Annotated in this window: 21 protein-coding genes and 1 tRNA gene; 10 read left to right on the top strand and 12 right to left on the bottom strand. The window is 57.3% G+C overall.

What is annotated here, in order from left to right; translation table 11 throughout:
- Positions 1-57: 57 nt before the first annotated feature.
- Positions 58-1470, top strand: coding sequence for a siroheme synthase CysG (gene cysG / locus D0544_RS06705; RefSeq protein WP_125015214.1), 1413 nt, complete (start codon positions 58-60; stop codon positions 1468-1470).
- On the opposite strand, the gene D0544_RS06700 is transcribed toward cysG, so the two are convergent.
- The 6 genes from D0544_RS06700 to D0544_RS06675 all read right to left on the bottom strand — a co-directional run bounded on the left by D0544_RS06700 (position 1467) and on the right by D0544_RS06675 (position 4637).
- Positions 1467-2477: a glycosyl transferase family protein gene (locus D0544_RS06700; protein WP_125015213.1), complete on the bottom strand. Its 1011-nt coding sequence runs from the start codon at positions 2475-2477 to the stop codon at positions 1467-1469. The two genes, cysG and D0544_RS06700, sit on opposite strands and share 4 nt — an antisense overlap.
- 3 nt (positions 2478-2480) lie before the next feature.
- The gene (locus tag D0544_RS06695; protein ID WP_125015212.1) at positions 2481-2816 is read right to left on the bottom strand and encodes a TusE/DsrC/DsvC family sulfur relay protein; all 336 of its coding nucleotides are present in this window, start codon (positions 2814-2816) and stop codon (positions 2481-2483) included.
- Between the two features lies 1 nt (position 2817).
- Positions 2818-3117, bottom strand: a complete 300-nt coding sequence (gene tusB / locus D0544_RS06690; RefSeq protein WP_125015211.1) for a sulfurtransferase complex subunit TusB — start codon at positions 3115-3117, stop codon at positions 2818-2820.
- 7 nt (positions 3118-3124) lie between these two features.
- Positions 3125-3484 carry a sulfurtransferase complex subunit TusC gene (gene tusC / locus D0544_RS06685; RefSeq protein ID WP_125015210.1) on the bottom strand — a complete coding sequence of 120 codons (360 nt, stop codon included), beginning with the start codon at positions 3482-3484 and terminating at the stop codon, positions 3125-3127.
- Positions 3485-3487: 3 nt separating this feature from the next.
- A complete protein-coding gene (gene tusD / locus D0544_RS06680) occupies positions 3488-3880 on the bottom strand; it encodes a sulfurtransferase complex subunit TusD (RefSeq protein ID WP_125015209.1) in 393 nt (130 codons plus the stop codon).
- 88 nt (positions 3881-3968) lie between these two features.
- Positions 3969-4637 (bottom strand): Bax inhibitor-1/YccA family protein, encoded by a 669-nt coding sequence (locus D0544_RS06675; protein ID WP_125015208.1) that lies wholly within the window; start codon positions 4635-4637, stop codon positions 3969-3971.
- Positions 4638-4886: 249 nt separating this feature from the next.
- On the opposite strand from D0544_RS06675, the gene D0544_RS06670 reads away from it, so the two are divergent.
- From D0544_RS06670 to D0544_RS06645, 6 genes are all read left to right on the top strand, one after another.
- Positions 4887-4977: transfer RNA gene (locus D0544_RS06670), tRNA-Ser, on the top strand.
- 264 nt (positions 4978-5241) lie between these two features.
- Positions 5242-5721: a 4Fe-4S dicluster domain-containing protein gene (locus tag D0544_RS06665; protein ID WP_125015207.1), complete on the top strand. Its 480-nt coding sequence runs from the start codon at positions 5242-5244 to the stop codon at positions 5719-5721.
- 16 nt (positions 5722-5737) lie between these two features.
- Positions 5738-7588, top strand: coding sequence for an aldehyde ferredoxin oxidoreductase family protein (locus D0544_RS06660; protein ID WP_125015206.1), 1851 nt, complete (start codon positions 5738-5740; stop codon positions 7586-7588).
- An 85-nt stretch (positions 7589-7673) separates the two neighbouring features.
- The gene (locus tag D0544_RS06655; protein WP_125015205.1) at positions 7674-8936 is read left to right on the top strand and encodes an NAD(P)/FAD-dependent oxidoreductase; all 1263 of its coding nucleotides are present in this window, start codon (positions 7674-7676) and stop codon (positions 8934-8936) included.
- 6 nt (positions 8937-8942) lie between these two features.
- Positions 8943-9194, top strand: coding sequence for a sulfur carrier protein ThiS (gene thiS / locus D0544_RS06650; RefSeq protein ID WP_125015204.1), 252 nt, complete (start codon positions 8943-8945; stop codon positions 9192-9194).
- A complete protein-coding gene (locus tag D0544_RS06645) occupies positions 9194-9502 on the top strand; it encodes a hypothetical protein (RefSeq protein ID WP_125015203.1) in 309 nt (102 codons plus the stop codon). The genes thiS and D0544_RS06645 overlap by 1 nt, the downstream gene beginning before the upstream one ends.
- A 354-nt stretch (positions 9503-9856) precedes the next feature.
- Here D0544_RS06645 and ald read toward each other — a convergent pair whose 3' ends face one another.
- Positions 9857-10972: an alanine dehydrogenase gene (gene ald / locus D0544_RS06640; RefSeq protein WP_125015202.1), complete on the bottom strand. Its 1116-nt coding sequence runs from the start codon at positions 10970-10972 to the stop codon at positions 9857-9859.
- Between the two features lie 247 nt (positions 10973-11219).
- Between ald and D0544_RS06635 the strand changes: the two genes are divergently transcribed.
- Entirely contained in the window at positions 11220-11870 is a 651-nt protein-coding gene (locus D0544_RS06635) for an MBL fold metallo-hydrolase (RefSeq protein ID WP_125015201.1), read from the top strand.
- Here the strand turns inward: D0544_RS06635 and D0544_RS06630 are convergent.
- Positions 11864-12322 carry a PAS domain-containing protein gene (locus tag D0544_RS06630; RefSeq protein WP_125015200.1) on the bottom strand — a complete coding sequence of 153 codons (459 nt, stop codon included), beginning with the start codon at positions 12320-12322 and terminating at the stop codon, positions 11864-11866. The genes D0544_RS06635 and D0544_RS06630 overlap by 7 nt on opposite strands.
- Positions 12323-12324: 2 nt before the next feature.
- On the bottom strand, positions 12325-13350 hold the full coding sequence (locus D0544_RS06625; protein WP_125015199.1) for a response regulator: 1026 nt from the start codon (positions 13348-13350) through the stop codon (positions 12325-12327).
- 146 nt (positions 13351-13496) lie between these two features.
- On the opposite strand from D0544_RS06625, the gene tcdA reads away from it, so the two are divergent.
- A complete protein-coding gene (gene tcdA, locus D0544_RS06620; protein WP_125015198.1) occupies positions 13497-14321 on the top strand; it encodes a tRNA cyclic N6-threonylcarbamoyladenosine(37) synthase TcdA in 825 nt (274 codons plus the stop codon).
- Here tcdA and D0544_RS06615 read toward each other — a convergent pair.
- Positions 14284-15969, bottom strand: coding sequence for a SufS family cysteine desulfurase (locus D0544_RS06615; protein ID WP_125015197.1), 1686 nt, complete (start codon positions 15967-15969; stop codon positions 14284-14286). The two genes, tcdA and D0544_RS06615, sit on opposite strands and share 38 nt — an antisense overlap.
- A gap of 203 nt (positions 15970-16172) precedes the next feature.
- On the opposite strand from D0544_RS06615, the gene asnS reads away from it, so the two are divergent.
- On the top strand, positions 16173-17570 hold the full coding sequence (gene asnS / locus D0544_RS06610) for an asparagine--tRNA ligase (RefSeq protein WP_125015196.1): 1398 nt from the start codon (positions 16173-16175) through the stop codon (positions 17568-17570).
- A gap of 69 nt (positions 17571-17639) precedes the next feature.
- On the opposite strand, the gene D0544_RS06605 is transcribed toward asnS, so the two are convergent.
- Positions 17640-17951 carry a DUF167 family protein gene (locus D0544_RS06605; RefSeq protein WP_125015195.1) on the bottom strand — a complete coding sequence of 104 codons (312 nt, stop codon included), beginning with the start codon at positions 17949-17951 and terminating at the stop codon, positions 17640-17642.
- A gap of 190 nt (positions 17952-18141) precedes the next feature.
- Positions 18142-18585, bottom strand: a complete 444-nt coding sequence (locus D0544_RS06600; protein ID WP_125015194.1) for a hypothetical protein — start codon at positions 18583-18585, stop codon at positions 18142-18144.
- Positions 18586-18730: the final 145 nt, after the last annotated feature.

Raw genomic sequence — 18730 nt, 5'->3', positions numbered from 1 at the left:
GGCCCCGGTTTTCTTTTTACCGCGCTCTTCCTGTCGCCATTGCGCCCACGGATTTTTATGGAATTTTTGCCGCTTTATTTTGATCTGAAGAATAAGGACTGCCTGGTGGTTGGCGGTGGTGAGGTTGCCTTTCGCAAGGCCTCTTTGCTGCTCAAGGCCGGGGCCAGGATTTTTATCGTTGCACCCGAGATCGGTGCGGGTGTTACTGGCCTGGAGGATAATCCCTGCGTCAGCATTGAACGCGCCGCCTATAGTCCTGATCACCTGGAGGGCAAGGTGTTGGTGATTGCCGCCACTAACGACCACAGCGTGAACCTTTCCGTATCGGAGCATGCCAAGGCTCGAAACATGCCGGTTAATGTGGTGGACAACCCCCCTTTGTGCAGTTTTATTTTGCCGGCGATCATCGATCGCTCTCCCATTGTGGTCGCGGTCTCCAGTGGAGGTAAATCCCCGGTACTGGCGCGCTTGCTGCGGTCTCGTCTCGAGTCGACCATTCCGGCGGCCTACGGTCGCCTGGCGGAGTTGGTGGGGGGCTTTCGCGAGGCCGTTAAACAACGCTTTTCCAGTATTAACCAGCGTCGTAATTTTTGGGAGTCGGTGCTGCAGGGACGGGTGGCTGAGTTGGTGTTTGCCGGCAAGGAGGTTGAAGCGGCTCGCCAGCTCCAGGCGCTGATCGAATCCAGCCCCAAAGAGGCGCCCGCCGTTGGAGAGGTGTATCTGGTGGGGGGTGGCCCTGGCGATCCTGACCTGCTGACGTTCCGGGCGTTACGTTTGATGCAACAGGCTGATGTAGTGCTCTATGACCGCCTGGTTTCTGAGGCCGTGCTCGATATGACCCGGCGTGATGCCGAGCGCATCAATGTGGGCAAGGCCCGCTCGCTTCACACCCTGCCGCAGGAGGAGATCAACGATCTCTTGGTGCGGCTGGCCCGTGAGGGGCATCGCGTGTTGCGTTTGAAAGGGGGCGACCCCTTTGTCTTTGGTCGCGGTGGGGAGGAGATCGACAAGCTGGCAGAGAATGGAATCCCCTTTCAGGTGGTGCCGGGGATTACTGCTGCCACAGGGTGCTCCTGTTACGCGGGTATCCCCTTGACCCACCGGGACTATGCGCAGTCGGTCCGATTTATTACCGGTCATCTGAAGGATGGCAGTTGTAAGCTGCCCTGGGCAGAGCTGGTTCAGAGCGGGCAGACGGTGGTCTTTTATATGGGGCTCATCGGGCTGCCCATTATCTGTGAGCAGCTGGTCGCCCATGGTCGTAGCGCCGACACACCGGTCGCCTTGATTCAGCAAGGCACCACGCGTAACCAGCGGGTTTATACCGGAACCCTGAAGACGATTGTTGGTATCATCGCCGCCGAGGAGGTCAAGGCGCCAACCCTGATTATCGTGGGCGAAGTGGTGTCGTTGCGTGAGAAGCTGGGCTGGAGGGATGACTCTCGCACCCTGAGCGCCGCTGCCCCCTAAAGGCGGTTTTTGTCCCGCTGGCGCCATAGCTGCGAGGCCAGATCCAGCGCCTCCTGCTGGGTGTTTGCCTTGCCCATCTGCTTGAGCACAATGGCCGCGGTACTGGTGGCCGCGCGCTCTCCGTACTCATCGCTCTGGGTGCCGCGCCAGAGGCCGATCAGGCCATCCAGCTCCAGACTGGCCGGCTTCAGGTGGCGCCGCTCAAACAGCGGGGGCCACTCTTCCTCAACCAGCTCATCGCCCAGCACCGCTCTAACCTGCAGGGGGTTGTCGGGGTTGCGCTCAATCTCACCACCATCGCCTTTGATCACTGAAACGTTGGTGTAGCCCAGCAACTTGCCCGCTAACTGATGGACCGGCTGGTAGGCGGGATGGAAGATGCTTTGGATCACATGGGGGGCGTTGAGTGGGTTCATCAGCCTTACCAGTGAGTGCACCGGCGAGCGCACACCGAGGGTGTTCCTGAGGTCGATGACCTGCTGCAGTTCGGGGCACAGGGTTTCCAGCGGCATATAGGCGAAGCCCCCCTGTTCAATGGCGTTACTGACCTGCTCCCAGTTGTTGCACACCGGCAGCCCCAAAGCTTGCAGTACGTTGCGGGTGTAGATACGTCCGGATGTGTGTCCCTCGGTGCCATGCATGAAGATGCGGATGCCATAGCTGTTGAGTAGCAAAATGCTCAGCACAAACCAGGGCAGGTTGCGGCGCTTGCCGGCGTAGGAGGACCAGTCGAGATCCACCGACATCGGCTGCTCGGGGAGTCTGATATGGCTGCGTACCGCGCGGGCAAAGCCGGCCAGCTCCTCCGGGGTTTCGCTTTTAACCCTCAGCAGCAGCAGGAAAGCCCCTAGCTGGACAGGCTCCAACTCGCCCCGGAGCACCATCCCCATGGCTGCAAATGCCTCCTCTTCGGTAAAGGAGCGAGAGCCTTTCGGGCCTTTACCCAGAATGCGTACGTACTGGGCAAAGGGGTGTTCGGTCAACTGGGGGGTAAGGATCTGGGTCATGGGTTAGAGGCAATTGGTGGGTTTGGGCAGGCCAGCGATGCGGGAGGCCAGTTTAGCCGGGCTGCCGGGAAACAGTTGCATCAGGTAGATGCTGTTACCTTTCTCCTGACCCAGGGTTTTGGCGATGTGTTTGACCAGCGGCCGCATGGCGGGTGACAGCTGGAACTCGTCGTAGAAGGACCTGAGGCTGGAGAGTACCTCCCAGTGGGAGGGCCCCAGTGTGATATTGTCCAGCTTGGCGAGCTCGTCAGCAACCGAGGGAGTCCAATCCTGGAGGTGTATCAGGTAGCCCTCGTTGTCGACCTCAATAGCCCGTCCTTCGACCTCGATAAAGCGCATATTAGCCCCAGCTCAATGATTTGCTGTGTTGCTCAGTCAGGGTGACAAACCCGGGGTAGTCGACGCGCTGGAATGGGTCGGCGACCAGCCTCTCCAGCCCCCTGGCTTCGAGGTCTTCCGTGAGTGCATAGAGGGAGACCGCCTCGCTGTGCTGAAGCAGAAGTTCGTAGCCGGGACTGTTGGGAATGCAGTTGTAAACGGCGTCTTCGATCAACAGCAGTGCAGCTCCGGGCTGTGTGAGCGCCAGGCAGCGCTTCAGTGCATCGGAGGAGGTGAGCGATTTGTTAATGATATGCAGCATGGCAGGGTCAGAATCCCAGAACAATGTCGGTATCGTTAAGGTGTTGCGCCAGGGCTTCGCTGGAAAGCAGTTCGACCTCAATGCAGAGCTGCTCGCGGGTGATGCCTCGGGACTCCAGGGCATCCCTGGAGGCCAGCAGCCGCTCTATACCATAAAGCTCCAGGGCGGGTAGGGGGGCGGAGAAGGTTTTCTGGCCCAGGGCCGCCGGGTTTTGCTGCCCCAGCAACTGGTAGACGCCATCGCCGTCGAACAGGATAGAAACCTGCAGGTCGAATGCAGCACCGATCAGGGCTGCATCCAGCGCCTCTTTCGCGGCCAGGCCGCCATAGGGTGCCTTGCTGGTGAGAATGCAGAGTGACCTGGCCATGGCTTAAGCCCCAAAGCTGACCAGGCGGTCGCAGTGGACCGCCCCGTCGATCAGTTGCCCCAGGCCCGACAGTTCGGTTGCTGCTGAGAGGTTGGCTGCAGGCTTCTCGTAGCGCTGCTGCTCTTCACTGTTGAGCAGCCCGCGCCTCAAGGCTGCGGCCACACAAACGACGGCATCGAGCTGGTTGGACTCAATAAACCCCTGCCATTCGGCGGGAAGGTTGCTCTCATCCTGAGGGGGGACAGCCAGCGTAGAGGCCGTGTGTACTCCATCCTGGTAAAAGAAGAGGCGCTGGATGCTGTGCCCTCTTTTCAGTAGGGCGCGACAAAAGTGAAGTGCGCTCTGGCAGGCCTGGCTGGTATAGGGGGCACCATAGATGGCAATGCAGTAGTTCATCCATCACTCCGGAGCAAAGAAAGGGCGATTGTAGCAGATACTAAAAGGCCCCGATAAGATCGGGGCCTTAAAGGCGCACTAGCCAGACTCAGTCGTCGCCGCTGAAGGCGCCCACCAGGTGTAGCAGGTGGATAAAGAGGTTGTAGATGTTCAGGTAGAGGGCAACAGTGGCCATGACATAGTTGGTCTCTCCGCCATGAATGATGTTGCTGGTATCGTAAAGGATAAAGCCGGAAAACAGCAGTACAGCCATGACCGAAATCGCCAGTTGCATGCCGCTGATCTCAAAAAAGATCCCGACCAGCATCGCAGCGATCAGCACCAGCAGCCCCACAAAGAGGAAACCGCGCATGAAGCTGAAGTCTTTGCGAGTGGTCAGCGCATAACCGGAAAGGGCAAAGAAAATCAGGCCGGTCATGCCCAGCGCCGTGGTTACTACGCTACCACCGTTAGGGAGGGTGAGGTAGTAGGAGATGATCGGGCCCAGCTGATAGCCCATGTAGCCAGTAAAGAGAAACACCAATGGCAGGGCCCATACACTGTTGCGCGCCTTACTGACCGCAAACAAAAGGCCGATCATGATCGCAAGGGATAGCAGCCAGTGAACGGCGGGAGCGGCTGTCAGAACGGCGATGCCGCTGGTCAGTGCGCTGAAAACCAGGGTCATCGACAGCAGCATGTATGTGTTACGAATCACCTTATTGGTTTGCAAAACCTGCTCTTGCGAGCGGGCAATTGCCGTTACTTGATCATTCATTCGCCAGTCTCTCCATCTAATCTGGTTGGTTATTAAGCCTGACTCTCATCATACCGGTAGTCCCTTCTAAATCAAGTAGATACCTCCGACAAGCCCAAGCTTACCCGATTTGAGTGGTTTTGAATTGGATAGTTCAAATTGGGCAGGGGGTTTATCTATGGATCCGGGTAATTGGTCGTTGACACAGTGCATAATTCGGGTAAGATTTGCGCCATCTCGGAGCCGGCGCACCCGTCTTTGAGTGCTTCAGGTGAGCTGGCAGAGTGGTTGAATGCAGCGGTCTTGAAAACCGCCGTAGGTTAGTAGCCTACCCGGGGTTCGAATCCCTGGCTCACCGCCACATTAAAACAGAAAAGCCCCGCATGTCGGGGCTTTTCTGTTTCCGGGTCCTGGTCGGCCCTTCCCTCGTTAATGCCCGGGTTGCCGTCTCTGCCGAGCAAGGCTGCCGGTCGGGTTCTCACAAATTCACACTCGCTTCCAAATACCCTCGTCAATAGTGGCGCTATTGCTATACTGAATCACTGTTTAATCGACCGATAAGCAACTTCTTTCGATGTTTCGCAGTGGCTGGAGTTGTGCAGATAATAAGCATAAGGAGTGCGCAATGCTGAAATCTCTCAGTATCGACCCTGGCAAATGCACCGGGTGTCGTCAGTGTGAAATGGCCTGTTCTTACGAAAAAGAGGGGGTGTTTAACCCGTCTCGCTCCCGGATTCAGGTGTTTGAGTTCCACCATGAGGGGCGGTTCGTTCCCTATACCTGTACCCAGTGCAGTGAGGCGTGGTGTATGAAAGCCTGCCCGGTGGATGCGATTCGAACCGATCTCGAGCTGGGTGCAAAGCTGGTGTACGACGATATCTGTGTAGGCTGTAAGGTCTGTACGATCGCCTGCCCCTTTGGAACCATCAACTACGTTCCGGATACAGGCAAGGTCGCAAAGTGCGATCTTTGCGACGGTGCGCCCAAGTGTGCTGAAGCCTGTCCGACCGACGCCATTACTTTCATCGATGCTTCCCTGACCGGTATGGAACGGATGAGGAAGTACGCGGCGACCAATAACCCATCTGCCGGTCACGGCGCATAACGCAGGAGAGACGATTATGTCATGGGCAAGAAAAGTTCTGCGTGTGAACCTGAGCCAGGGAACCACATCCAGCGAGCCGTTGAATATGGAGTGGGCTCAACAATATTTGGGGCAGCGAGGGCTGGGTACCCGCTACCTGTGTGAGGAGGTTGACCCCAAGGTTGATGCTCTCTCTCCAGACAACAAGCTGATCATGGTCAATGGCCCCCTGACGGGAACCATGGCGGCGACTGGCGGGCGATATGCGGTGGTGACCAAAAGCCCCTTGACCGGTGCTGTTGCCTGTTCAAACTCGGGTGGTTTTATCGGTGCTGAGCTCAGAAATGCGGGCTGGGATATGGTGATCTTTGAGGGGAGGGCGGAGAAGCCGGTCTATCTCTATATAGAGAACCAGAAAGCGGAGCTGATCGATGCGGCTGATCTGTGGGGAACCTCGGTGTGGGAGACCGATGCCAGGATCCGGCAACGGCACCAGGATCCCCGCCTTCGAATTGCTGCGGTGGGGCGCTCTGCTGAAAATGGTTGCCTCTATTCGGCGGTCGTCAATGACCTTCACCGTGCAGCGGGCCGTTCCGGAGTGGGGACGGTAATGGCTTCCAAGAACCTGAAAGCGGTTGCTGTCAGGGGTTCTTTGGGGGTATCCGGCCTCAAGGACCCTCAGCGCTTCATGAAGGAGATCGCCATCCAGAAGCAGGTGTTGGCAGAAAACCCTGTCACCGGTGAGGGTCTTCCTACCTATGGTACCCAGGTGCTGATGAACGTCATTAATGAGGTGGGGGCCATGCCAACGCGCAATGCTTCCGAGGTGCAGTTTGACGGCGCTCACAATATCTCGGGTGAGGCGATGCACGAGCCGAGGGAGAGCGACGGCAAGCCCAACCTGACCCGCAACGCAGGCTGCTTTGGATGCACGATCGCTTGCGGGCGCATCTCAACCATCGACCAGTCACACTTTTCGATTAAGAATAAGCCGCAATACTGGGGCAATACCGGCGGGCTTGAGTATGAGAACGCCTGGTCAATGGGGTCCGATACCGGTATTGATGACCTCGACGCGGTGACCTATGCCAACGCCATCTGTAACGAGGACGGTATTGATCCGATCTCCTTTGGAGCCACACTGGCTGCTGCCATGGAGATGTTCGAGGCCGGTGACCTGACCCTTGAAGATACGGGCGGTCTGGAGCTTCGTTTCGGCTCTGCCGAAGCGCTAGTAAAGGCGGTGGAAATGACTGCAACCGGAGAGGGGTTTGGCAAGGAACTGGCAATGGGGTCGAAGCGGCTGTGCGAAAAGTACGGTCGTCCGGAGCTTTCCATGACCGTAAAGGGGCAGGAGTTCCCTGCCTATGATCCGCGGGGTATTCAGGGTATGGGGCTTGCTTACGCCACCTCCAATCGTGGAGCCTGCCACCTGCGTGGTTATACCGTCTCATCAGAGGTGCTGGGTGTGCCTGAGAAAACAGATCCCCTGGTTACGGAGGGCAAGGCGGAGCTGGTTAAAGCCTTTCAGGATGCGACCGCCGCTGTTGACTCCTCCGGTCTTTGTGTCTTCGCGACCTTTGCCTGGACCCTCGACAATATAGCACCACAGATCGATGCCGCCTGTGAGGGCGACTGGTCGGTAGAGCGGTTAGCGGAAACCGGAGAGCGCATCTGGAACATGGAGCGGCGCTTCAATCTGGCAGCAGGCCTTACGGCCGCTGATGACTCCTTACCCAAGCGGTTACTGACAGAGAAAGCCAAGACCGGTCCGGCGAAGGGGATGGTTGCACAGCTAGGAAAGATGTTGCCTCGTTACTACGAGATTCGTGGTTGGGGCGACGATGGGGTGCCCACCCAGGAGACCTGCCAACGGTTAGGGATCTAAGCTGTTCCCCTTGTTCTCCTCCGGTCCTGTGGTTGACACCGGGCCGGAGGTTTGGCTTTTTGGTAATGATCTGGAGTAAATAAAGATGCACCACCTGATTATCGGCGCCGGGCCTGCGGGGGTATCGGCTGCTGAAACCCTGCGCCAACACTCCCCGGATGATCGCATCACGCTGATCAGTGGCGAGCATGCAGAACCCTACTCCCGGATGGCTATTCCCTACCTGCTGACCAATAAAATCAGTGAACAGGGAACCTACCTGCGACAACGGGACGGCTATTATCGTCAGCAGCGAATCGACGTTGTCCATGATCAGGTCACCGCTATCGATCCGGCTGCTCGAAGGGTAATGCTGGCCGAAGGCGAGCCGATCAATTACGACCGCTGCCTTATCGCCACCGGATCGGTTCCGGTCAGGCCCTCCATCGAGGGGATTGACCTTCCGTTGGTGAAGAGCTGCTGGACGTTGGAGGACGCCCGTGCGGTTGCCGATCTTGCCCAGAAAGATACGCCGGTTGTACTGATGGGGGCAGGTTTTATCGGATCCATTATTTTGGAAGCGCTGGCTCTGCGAGGCGTTAAGCTGACGGTGGTTGAGCACCAGGATCGCATGGTACCCCGGATGATGGGGGAGAAGGCGGGCGGTTTGCTCAAGTCGTGGTGTGAGGCTAAAGGGGTTGGGGTATTAACTTCAACTGACATCCAGTCGCTAAAGATGATCAGTGACGAGCGACTCAGTATCAGCCTCAGCTCGGGAGCCACTTTGGAGGCTGGACTCCTGATTGCAGCCGCGGGTGTTAAGCCCAATATCACCTTCCTGCAACCCGGACAGGTGGAGATCCAGCATGGAATCCTGGTGGATCGCCATATGCGCACCAGTGCGCCGGATCTTTACGCAGCCGGTGATGTGGCCCAGGCCCTCGATCGCTCTACGGGCAAACCGGTGGTGCAGGCCATTCAGCCGACGGCGGTTGAGCATGGTCGTCTGGCAGCTATCAATATGCTCAAGCCTGGGTCGGTTGAGCACCGAGGCTCATTAATTATGAATGTTCTGGATACCCTCGGGCTGCTCTCCTGCTCCATCGGTATTTGGCAGGGAGTCGCCGGGGGCGACTCGATGGAGCGGTTTGATGCGGGGCGCTTTCGCTATCTGTGTCTGCAGTTTTCAGGGGATCGGATCGTCGGGGCAACCGTCGTTGGCCATCGTGACCATCAGGGTGCGTTAAGGGGTTTGATCGAGGGGGAGTACCCCCTTGGGCGATTCAAGGAGGTGCTGATGAAGGATCCGACCCGGATCATGGAAGCTTATCTGGCGGTTGCCCAGTCCGATGCCACCCTGGTACGGTAGCGTTGCATGAAGGTCTCAATCAAGCTTTACGCCTCTTTTGGTTGCTTTCTTCCCCCCGGCGCACGCAATAACCGGGTTGAGGTGGACCTCGCTTCCGGCACAACGGTTCATCAAGCGCTAGAGCGCTTTTCCGTCCCCCTGCAAGAGGCTCACCTTGTCGTGGTTAACGGCGTTTTTATCTGCGCCAGCGAGCGGGACGCCTACCTACTCAAGGAAGGGGATACCTTGGCGGTTTGGCCAGCGGTTGCGGGGGGGTGATGGGAGTCGGTGAGGTCATGATTGTCCGTAAGGAGATGTCGTTAGTCAGGAGCGAGTTTGATCGCCAGTTGACTCGCCTTGCGGATCGGTTGTCACTCAGTGTGCAAACGTCCGGGGAGGGCTATCAGCTTAGGGGACCGGGCAGCTTTTGTGTTCGTATGGGGTTGCTCCAGCTCCCCCCCAGGCAGATCGCGTCTATCCGCTTGCCGGTTATGCAGGTAGAGATCGATTTCGTTGAGGCCACTGCGGGCGAGGTTGAGCATTTTACCCGGCTGTTTGATCTGTATTTTCGTAAAGGGGGAGGCTAGCGCAGGTGTTTCAGAAACAAAAAATCCGCAATTAAGCGGATTTAGTGTTTAGGTCGATATTTGGCTTCCTGCCTTTGCAACATCCTGTTGCTGTGCTTTGATCTCCCTATACTCAGCGTTTTCCATTCCTGACGCCATCCTGGCTAGCAACCGAGAAGTGCCTTCACTGGCAGATGACTTAATCCCTAATCCATGTCAACTTATCGATTGCTTGTGTTCAGTATAAGGGTTTACCGAAGTAATACATCGCTACTTTCCCCAGACCCTTTGTAGGATATCTCGCACAAAGGTGTAAGCGATGGCGTGCGACGGCCGCCTGGCCACTCGCCGCAAGGGCTGAGTGGCCAGAATCCCTCAGGACAGGGCCTGCTCAGCGGCAACGTAATCGTAACCAAGGTCACGGGCTACCGCTTCATAGGTCACCTTGCCCTTGCACACATTTAGGCCTGCACGCAGGTGTGGGTCATCATTCAATGCTGCCACTACCCCCTTGTTAGCCAGAGCGACGGCAAAGGGAAGGGTGGCATTGGTCAGGGCAAAGGTGGAGGTTCGGGCCACACCGCCAGGCATGTTGGCGACACAGTAGTGCACGATGCCATCTACTTCGTAGGTGGGGTCCTGGTGTGTGGTGGCATGGCTGGTCTCAAAGCAGCCTCCCTGATCAATCGCAACGTCCACCAGAACCGCACCCGGCTTCATGGTTTTTAACATCTCGCGGGTGACCAGGTGGGGGGCGGCTGCACCGGGAATCAGTACTGCTCCCACAACCAGGTCAGACTCTGCGACCAGGCTGGCGATATTTTCGGTATTAGAATAAAGGGTCTTCAGGCCGGGGCCATACAGCTCGTCCAGTTGTTTGAGACGGGGGAGTGAACGATCAAGGATGGTGACATCGGCCCCCATGCCCAGCGCCATGCGTGCAGCGTTCACACCCACAACGCCGCCGCCAATGACGGTTACCTTGGCGGGGGCGACCCCTGGAACCCCTCCGAGCAGGGTGCCATTACCGCCCTGGGCCTTTTCCAGCGCATGGGCACCGGCCTGGATGGACATCCTGCCGGCGACTTCACTCATCGGAGCGAGCAGTGGAAGCCCTCCGTTGCGGTCGGTTACGGTCTCATAGGCGATGCAGATGGCGCCTGAGTCGATCAGCAGGCGGGTCTGTTCCGGATCGGGTGCCAGATGCAGGTAAGTGAAAAGAATCTGGCCGGGGCGCAGCATGCGGCACTCGTTGGGTTGAGGCTCTTTTACCTTAACGATCATCTCGGCACGGGCGAAAATCTCTTCGGCGGTGTCAGCCATCTCGGCACCGGCTGACAGGTATTGCTCATCGGCCAGACCGATGGCAGTACCTCCATTTTTTTGCACGATCACCTGATGCCCTTGACTGGTGAGTTCGCGGACCCCGGCGGGAGTCATACCGATGCGATACTCGTGGTTTTTAATCTCTTTTGGGACACCAACTAGCATGTTTTTCTCCTTTAAACGAAGATTTTGTTGTTTGTAAACCTCTATTCTAGATGATTTTGCAGAGTATAAAATTGCGTTGTTGGCAAAATTGCAGATAAAAGCTCTGTATGACGATGTCTGTTTAGAACTTTTCTGGTGTTTAAAGAAAGCGGCGTTGGGAGCCAGGGTAAGTAGAGCCTGCCACTGGTGTGTTCGGGCGCTATCCCTATAATATGGCTTCCTCTTTATGACCTCAGGAACCCTGACCATGGCACTTGCTTATCGTGTTGTCCCCGTAACCCCGTTTCAGCAGAACTGCTCGGTTATCTGGTGTGACCAAACCCTTAAGGCTGCTGTTGTGGACCCGGGTGGCGACCTGGATCGTGTCATGGCCGTTCTTGAAAAGGAGGGGCTTACACTGGAGAAAATTCTCTTGACCCATGGCCATGTGGATCATGTCGCCGGGACCGATGAGTTAAAGCGCAAGAGCGGTGTGCCGGTGATTGGCCCCCATCAGGCGGACCTGTTTTGGATTCAAATGTTGCCGGACATCTGCAAGCAATATGGATTCCCGCCCGCATTAAGCTTCGCACCCGATCAGTGGTTGAACGATGGTGACAGCGTCGCGCTTGGCAATGAAACCCTGGAGGTGATTCATACCCCCGGCCACACCCCTGGTCATGTCATCTTTTTCCACCCGGGACAGTCCCTTGCCTGGGTCGGCGACGTGTTGTTTCAGGGCTCAATAGGGCGTACCGATTTTCCCCAGGGGGACTATGACACCCTGATCAGTAGCATCAGGGAGCGCCTCTGGCCGCTTGGCGAGGGGGTAACCTTTGTGCCCGGCCATGGGCCCAACTCCACCTTTGGGCAGGAGCGCAGGAGCAACCCCTTCGTTGCCGATCAGGCGTTTCAGTAAGCGGTCGGCGGCTCAGTATCGGCCTGGGTCAGGCAAACCTGTTCAGTAACGTCATAAATCATCAGGCAGATCTGCTCGACCCTGCCGTCAGCTGAGGCCAGTGGGGTGATTGTGGTGTTTTGGTACATAAAGTCCACTGTGCCGGTGATCGGGTGGTAATTGTTGAATTTGAACAGGTAGGGGCGCTGTTGCCAGGTGGTGAAAGCCCGATTGCCCAGTAAAAAAACTGATCGGGTTTTTTGCCGGAACCAGTGCTCATCGAGTTCCGGGAAAACGGTAAACAGCGACTGCTCTCTCACCTGAACGGGGCTTTTCCCGCTGTGGTTTTCCATGAAGGTATTCCAGGCCAGTACCTGGTACTGGGCGTCGACTACCACCAGGCCCACATCAATGGTCTGGATCATTGCCATGAGCCAGTGGATGTCATTGATCTCAAGCGAAGAGTGCTGCATGTTTACTCCACCAGGTAAGCGATACGCTCATTGAGGAAGGCGACCGACTGTTCGCTGTAAAGCAGCAGCAGGTCGCACTCTATATCCATCCCCTCGGTACTTAATGTAACCTCAATGGCAAGGGTTTTTTTCCAGCGAGAACGAGGGTTTATGCGCAATAGTTCATCCACATTCAAGTGCAGTCCAAGTACACGGGGATGGCTTTGGCTAAAGGTTAAGTCGAGCTGTGTTTCGAGCCCCTTAAGGCAAGCACCGATGAGGATATTGGCCACATCCATCAGTACCTCGATTCGGGTGTCGTCACCGGTCGTTTCCTCATAGCCCATCTGCCGGGCGAGGTCCCGGTAGCCGTCATCATGAAAGATCAGCAGTGCTTCCCCGGCAATCCCGGCCCCGATAAACCCCTGACAAATGGCAGAGCAGGCCTGATGTCGGCTGCTGTAGCCCAGGGCCATCTGCAGCTCACTCACCTCCATGAGATTGACTTTGGGCAGGGGCATGCGCACAAACACACCCAGCAGCCGAGCCAGCAGGTCGGCGGCCCGGCCGATGGCCACGTTGGTGATCTCGCGGTAGGCGTCAATGTAGTCAGTCTTTTCAACGAACTGCTGCGCTAGATTCCGTGCCTGCTGGCCTTCCTGATGGGGGGGGCGAGAGGGCGCGCGGGCAACTCCCAGTGTGCCAAGTATCGTCGCCAGCGTTTGAGCGCTGGCCGGCTTCTGGACGAAACCCTTGGCCCCCAGCTGGCTGACCCGTTTTTGTGCCTGGGGCTGGATGTCGCCCGACACCACGATTACCTGGCAGGAAAGACCCTTTCGCTGTATGGCCTCAAGCGTGTCGTAACCATCCATCACCGGCATGGTCAGATCGAGAAACAGAATCTCGATATTGCCATGCTCGAGGGCGGTTAACGCCTCCTTGCCGTTGGTTGCAAAACTGACCTGGGCTCCGATATCGGTCGGTAGGGAGCGGGCCAGCTGGTTTCTGGCCATCGCCGAGTCATCGCAGATCAGAATGTTACAGCCCATAGGGGACGGTTTCCGTTAGCTTATCCTGTGACTAATCATAGCCGGTATTAACTGATCGTCTTCAGGGACGCTTCGATGGCTACACTCCCTTCCGCCGACCCTGTAAAATGGCGCCCCTTTACCAGTGACCTGATGTGAGGTGCTCAATGCTGTCTGAAAGTGCAGCCAGTAGGTTTGGCGGGATAGCGCGACTCTATGGTTCGCGGGGGCTTGAGCATTTGCTGGCGGCCCATGCGTGCGTCATCGGCATTGGCGGGGTAGGATCCTGGGCAGCTGAAGCGTTGGCGAGAACCGGAGTGGGTACCATTACCCTGATCGACCTGGACGAGGTCTGCGTTACCAACAGCAATCGCCAGGTCCAGGCGCTGGCCTCTACGATCGGGCAGCCGAAAGTGCAGGTGATGCGTGAGCGTCTGCTGCAGATTAATCCCGAGTGCCGGGTGTCGGTAGTTGAAGATTTTATCGACAGCGACAATGTCCAGCAGTTGCTGGACGCCCCCTTTGACCTGGTGGTCGATGCGATTGATAACGTGCCTGCAAAGGCGGCGGTGATCGCCTATTGCAAGCGCAACAAACTGAACCTGGTCTGTACCGGGGCCGCCGGGGGGCAAACTGATCCATTGGCGGTCAGCTTCACGGATCTCAACAAAACCTATAATGACCCCCTGCTGGCCAAGGTGCGCTCACTCTTGAGGCGGCGCTATGGTTTTTCACGTAACACCCGGCGCAACTATGGTATTCCCTGTGTGTTTTCGACCCAGCAGTTGATCTATCCGCAGCCCGATGGCTCGGTCTGTAACCAGAAAAGCCTTAGTGACGGTGAGGTCAGGCTCGACTGCAGTGGTGGGTTTGGAGCCGCCACTATGGTGACGGCGAACTTCGGCCTGGTGGCCGTGGCCAAGGGGGTTGAACGTTTACTCAAACGATCCGAAGCTAAAGCGCCTCAGCTTGCTGGCGAATCTGCTCAATAATTCGATGTAAGCCATTGCTTCGCGATGGGCTGAGGTGACGCTCCAGCCCGAGCGGAGCAAAACGCTCCCTGGGGTCGAATGCCTTTAGTGCCTCGCCGCTCTGGTGATTGGCCAGCGACAGCAGCAGCGTCAGCAGGCCGCGCAAAAGGCGTGACTCACTGTCCGCCATAAACCAAAGCGTTCCCTTGTCCGTTCGCTGGGCGTGGAGCCAGACCGGGCTTTCGCAGCCACTGACCAGTGCTTCCTCTGTCCGCATGGCGGGAGGCAGTGTGGGGAGTTGTTCCCCGAGACGGATGATTTGGCGATAACGCTGCTGCCAGTCCCGTTTCTCGAGCAGCGGCTTGCACAGTCCACCAAAACTGATCTCGCGCCCCAGGCGCCGGTAGTCCTGATCCTTGCCTGCTGGCGGGGAAGGTCTTGGTTGAGCAGGCGCTGGCGGCTCCCCCGTTACGATCTGTTCCAGTCGATCGGCAAATTGATCCACCTCCTCCAGCGTGTTGTAGAGCGAGAAGGAGGCGCGCAGCGTGCCCTTAACACCCAATAGCTCCATCAACGGCATGGCACAGTGGTGACCGGTGCGCACCGCAATACCCGCCATATCGAGCTGGGCGGCAATGTCCTTGTGGTCCATGGCTGCAACCTCGAGTGATAGCACGGGGCCCTGTTGGCGAGGGTTCCCAATGCGCCTAACGCCCGGTATCTGCTGGCACCGCTCAATGGCCCTGTGCAGCAGGGCCTGCTCATGCTCGATCAGCGCGTTGCGATCAAGGCTTCCCAGCATCTCCAAGGCCGCGGCAAAGCCTATAGCGCCACTGATGTTTGGGGTGCCGGCTTCAAAGCGCAGGGGAGGGGGCTGAAAGCTGCTGTGGGTAAAGCTGACCTTCGAGATCATTTCGCCTCCACCCTGCCAGGGCGGGAGCCTCTCCAGTAAGGCTTTTTTTCCGTACAGCAGTCCAATACCGGTTGGTGCAAACGCCTTATGGCCTGAGCAGACAAAAAAATCGCAGCCGAGTTGTTGCAGGTCGATGGGGCGGTGGGCGATCGACTGGGCGCCGTCCACCAGGAACAGGGCTCCCACCGCCCTGGCCATAGCAATCAGGGGCGCAAGCGGCGGCTCTGTACCTATTGCGTTGGAACACTGGGTCATTGCCACCAGGCGGGTTCGGGGGCTCAGCAGCTTGCCATAGGCCTCGCTGTCGATATCGCCTTCGGGGGTCAAGGGGATCACCTTAAGGTGAGCCTGGGCGCGTGCGCAAGCCAACTGCCAGGGCACGATATTGGCGTGGTGCTCCAGCGCGCTGATCAGGATTTCGTCACCGGCTGTCAGTGGAAGGGTGTTGGCCAGCAGGTTGATGCCTTCGGTGGCACCGCGGGTCCAGATGACCTCAGAACGGTGGGCTGCATTAAGAAAGCGCTGTGCTGTATCTCGTGCGTTTTCATAAGCAAGGGTGGCACGATCCCCGAGCCGGTGAGCCGCCCGGTGCACGTTGGCGTTGTACTCTCTGTAATAGCGATCGATTGCCTGTAGCACACAGAGGGGCTTTTGGGTGGTGGCGGCGTTATCCAGGTAGATAAGCTTATCCCGGCGCGCACCCTCGTCAATCAGGGGGAACTCTTTTCTTAGCTGTTGGATATCAAGAGCAGGCATGTTGGGGTAGGGGCTGTTCAGGGGGCTGGAGGAGGCCCTAAATGGTGGGGCGCCATAGTGCGTTAATGATAGCCATAGATCAAGGCGCCAGCGGGCCTCTGGGGCGATTTGGGATGACAGGAGATATCTCCGTGCTAGAATTCCCGCCTTGAAATCAGCTTATTCAAGCTAGCCCCTCTTTATTTGATTGAGTACTTCCCACAATGAACAGCTACACGACCAAGTCTTTGCTTGCTGGCGAAATAGCCGCTGGCAGCCCCGTCCAGATTAAAGGCTGGGTGCGAACTCGCCGGGACTCAAAAGCCGGTATCTCCTTTATCAGTGTTAATGATGGTTCCAGCTTTGACTCCCTGCAGGCGGTGGTGCCCTCCAGTCTCGAGAATTACGAAACCGAGGTGCTCAAGCTGGGGGCTGGCTGCTCCGTGATTATTGAAGGGGAGCTGGTTGAGTCCCAGGGGCAGGGGCAGCGTTTTGAGATCCAGGCCAGCCGGGTTGAGGTGGTGGGTTGGGTTGATGACCCTGAAACCTACCCGATCGCCAAAAAGCATCACAGCTTCGAGTATCTGCGCACCGTGGCGCATCTGCGCCCGCGAACCAACGCCTTTGGCGCCATCACGCGGGTAAGAACAACGCTGGCCAATGCCGTCCATAACTTCTTTTACCAAAAGGGCTTTCAGTGGATTAACACCCCGCTGATCACCGCCAGTGATTGTGAAGGGGCCGGCGAGCTGTTCCGGGTGAGTACGCTGGATATGGCGAATCTGCCTCGCAACGAACAGGGAGCGATCGATTACACTGAGGATTTCTTCGGTCGTGAGAGCTTTCTGACGGTCTCCGGTCAGCTCAACGTAGAGGCTTACTGCCTGGCGATGTCGAATGTCTACACGTTTGGTCCCACTTTCCGTGCGGAAAACTCCAACACCAGCCGTCACCTGGCCGAGTTCTGGATGATCGAGCCGGAGATCGCCTTCGCCACCCTGGATGATTGCGCGGACCTTGCGGAGGAGATGCTTAAGCACCTCTTTAAAACGGTACTGGATGAGCGCGCCGAGGATATGGCGTTTTTTGCCCAGCGTATCGATAAAGAGGCGATCTCGCGCCTCGAGCATGTTGCCAACTCGGCTTTCGAGCGCATGGATTACTCCGAGGCGATCTCCATTTTGGAGAAGTGCGGCAAGTCGTTCGAGTACCCTGTTAAGTGGGGGCTGGACTTGCAGTCCGAGCATGAGCGCTTCCTTGCGGAAGAGTACGTGGGACGGCCGGTGGTGCTGATGAATTACCCCAAAGAGATCAAGGCCTTCTATATGCGTCTCAATGATGACCAGCGAACCGTGGCCGCCATGGATGTGTTGGCTCCCGGCATCGGTGAGATTATCGGTGGTAGCCAGCGTGAAGAGCGCCTGGATGTGCTGGACCGTCGTATGGCCGAGGTGGGGCTTGGGCAGGAGCTCGGCTGGTACCGGGATCTGCGCCGTTATGGCACAGTGCCACATGGCGGGTTCGGGCTTGGCTTTGAGCGGTTGATCAACTACGTCACCGGCATGGAAAATATTCGCGACGCGATACCCTTCCCCCGCACCCCTAAAAGCGCCCCTTTCTGAGGTAAGCCGCCTTCATTAAAAAGACGGGCTCGCTGGTTTGTGGGCCCGTTTTTTTTGTTCTGAAGAGGGTTACTCAGGTGCCGCCAGCCCTAGCCGTAGTAGTGGTTCAGGAAGGCATTTGGGTGACTCGATGGCAACGCGCTTACGGCGTGAGCTCTCGCCACTGATGAGGAAAACGGCCCCTTTGGGGGTACGGAACTGCTTGGCCAGGAAGGTGATGAGCTCGCTGTTGGCCTTTCCGTCTACGGGTGGGGCCTTGATCTGGACCTTTATTCGTCCCTCCTTCAGATCGCAGAAGCGGTTGGCGGACGCCTTGGGTTGCAGTAGCAGGCTCAGGATGAGCCGGTTGTCCTGCCAGGCAAAGGGTAGGGGCTGGTCCATGTGCAAGGTTTCACCGGAAGCGGATAAAAAAAATCCCGGCAAGGCCGGGATTGAAACTATAAAGCACAACAACAAGATATCAACAGGAGGAGTATCTGGGGTTAATTCTACTCCCTGGGGAGAGGATAACCATTGGTAGATGTGCGCATCCTGTAGTGACAATTACCTATGCAGCTCCTGCTGCAGGCGGTTAGCCTACCGCTGCGGTGAGGCTGGCAGTATCCTCGCTCTCCTCGCGAAGGGGGCTTGGGTAGGCATCCCGCAGGGGGATAGGGGTGTGGCACCGCAGTGTATCAGCGATCATCGCTTTGAGCTCAGTATCGAGAGGGGTCCAGTCAATCGCATACACTCGGTTATCCCGGTCAAGTCGCGGAACAATGCGCTGAAAATGCTCCGGGGTGTAGCGCATGGCGGGCAAGTGCTCCACAAAGCAGAGCGAATCCAGCTCGTCGGGGTGCCACAGGCCCTTTTCCTGAAGGTTTTGCAGGTAGCGCTCAGCCGCTTGGGGGATCGGCATGCCGGGGTTACCATCCAGCTCCGTCAGGACGACAACTCTTCCGTTCTGGTAGTGGAGAACACTGACTCCGTAGCTCGCGAGCTGGTTGTTCCAGTCGAGAGATTTAACAAGCAGCATAACAAGCCTCCTGCGTAAGGTCCCTGCAGCCAAAACGGGGGCGGCTTTTCCATGAGGCTGCGGGTTGAGGCGTTTTTTTCTGTTTCGTGCCTCGAGTCGATTATAGAGAACTGCACCGCACGGTGTTAGATGATTAATGCATAGC

Origin of the sequence: Aestuariirhabdus litorea, from assembly GCF_003864255.1 — a bacterium.
Taxonomy (GTDB): Bacteria; Pseudomonadota; Gammaproteobacteria; order Pseudomonadales; family Aestuariirhabdaceae; genus Aestuariirhabdus; species Aestuariirhabdus litorea.
This window is presented reverse-complemented; position numbering and strand designations above follow the sequence as displayed.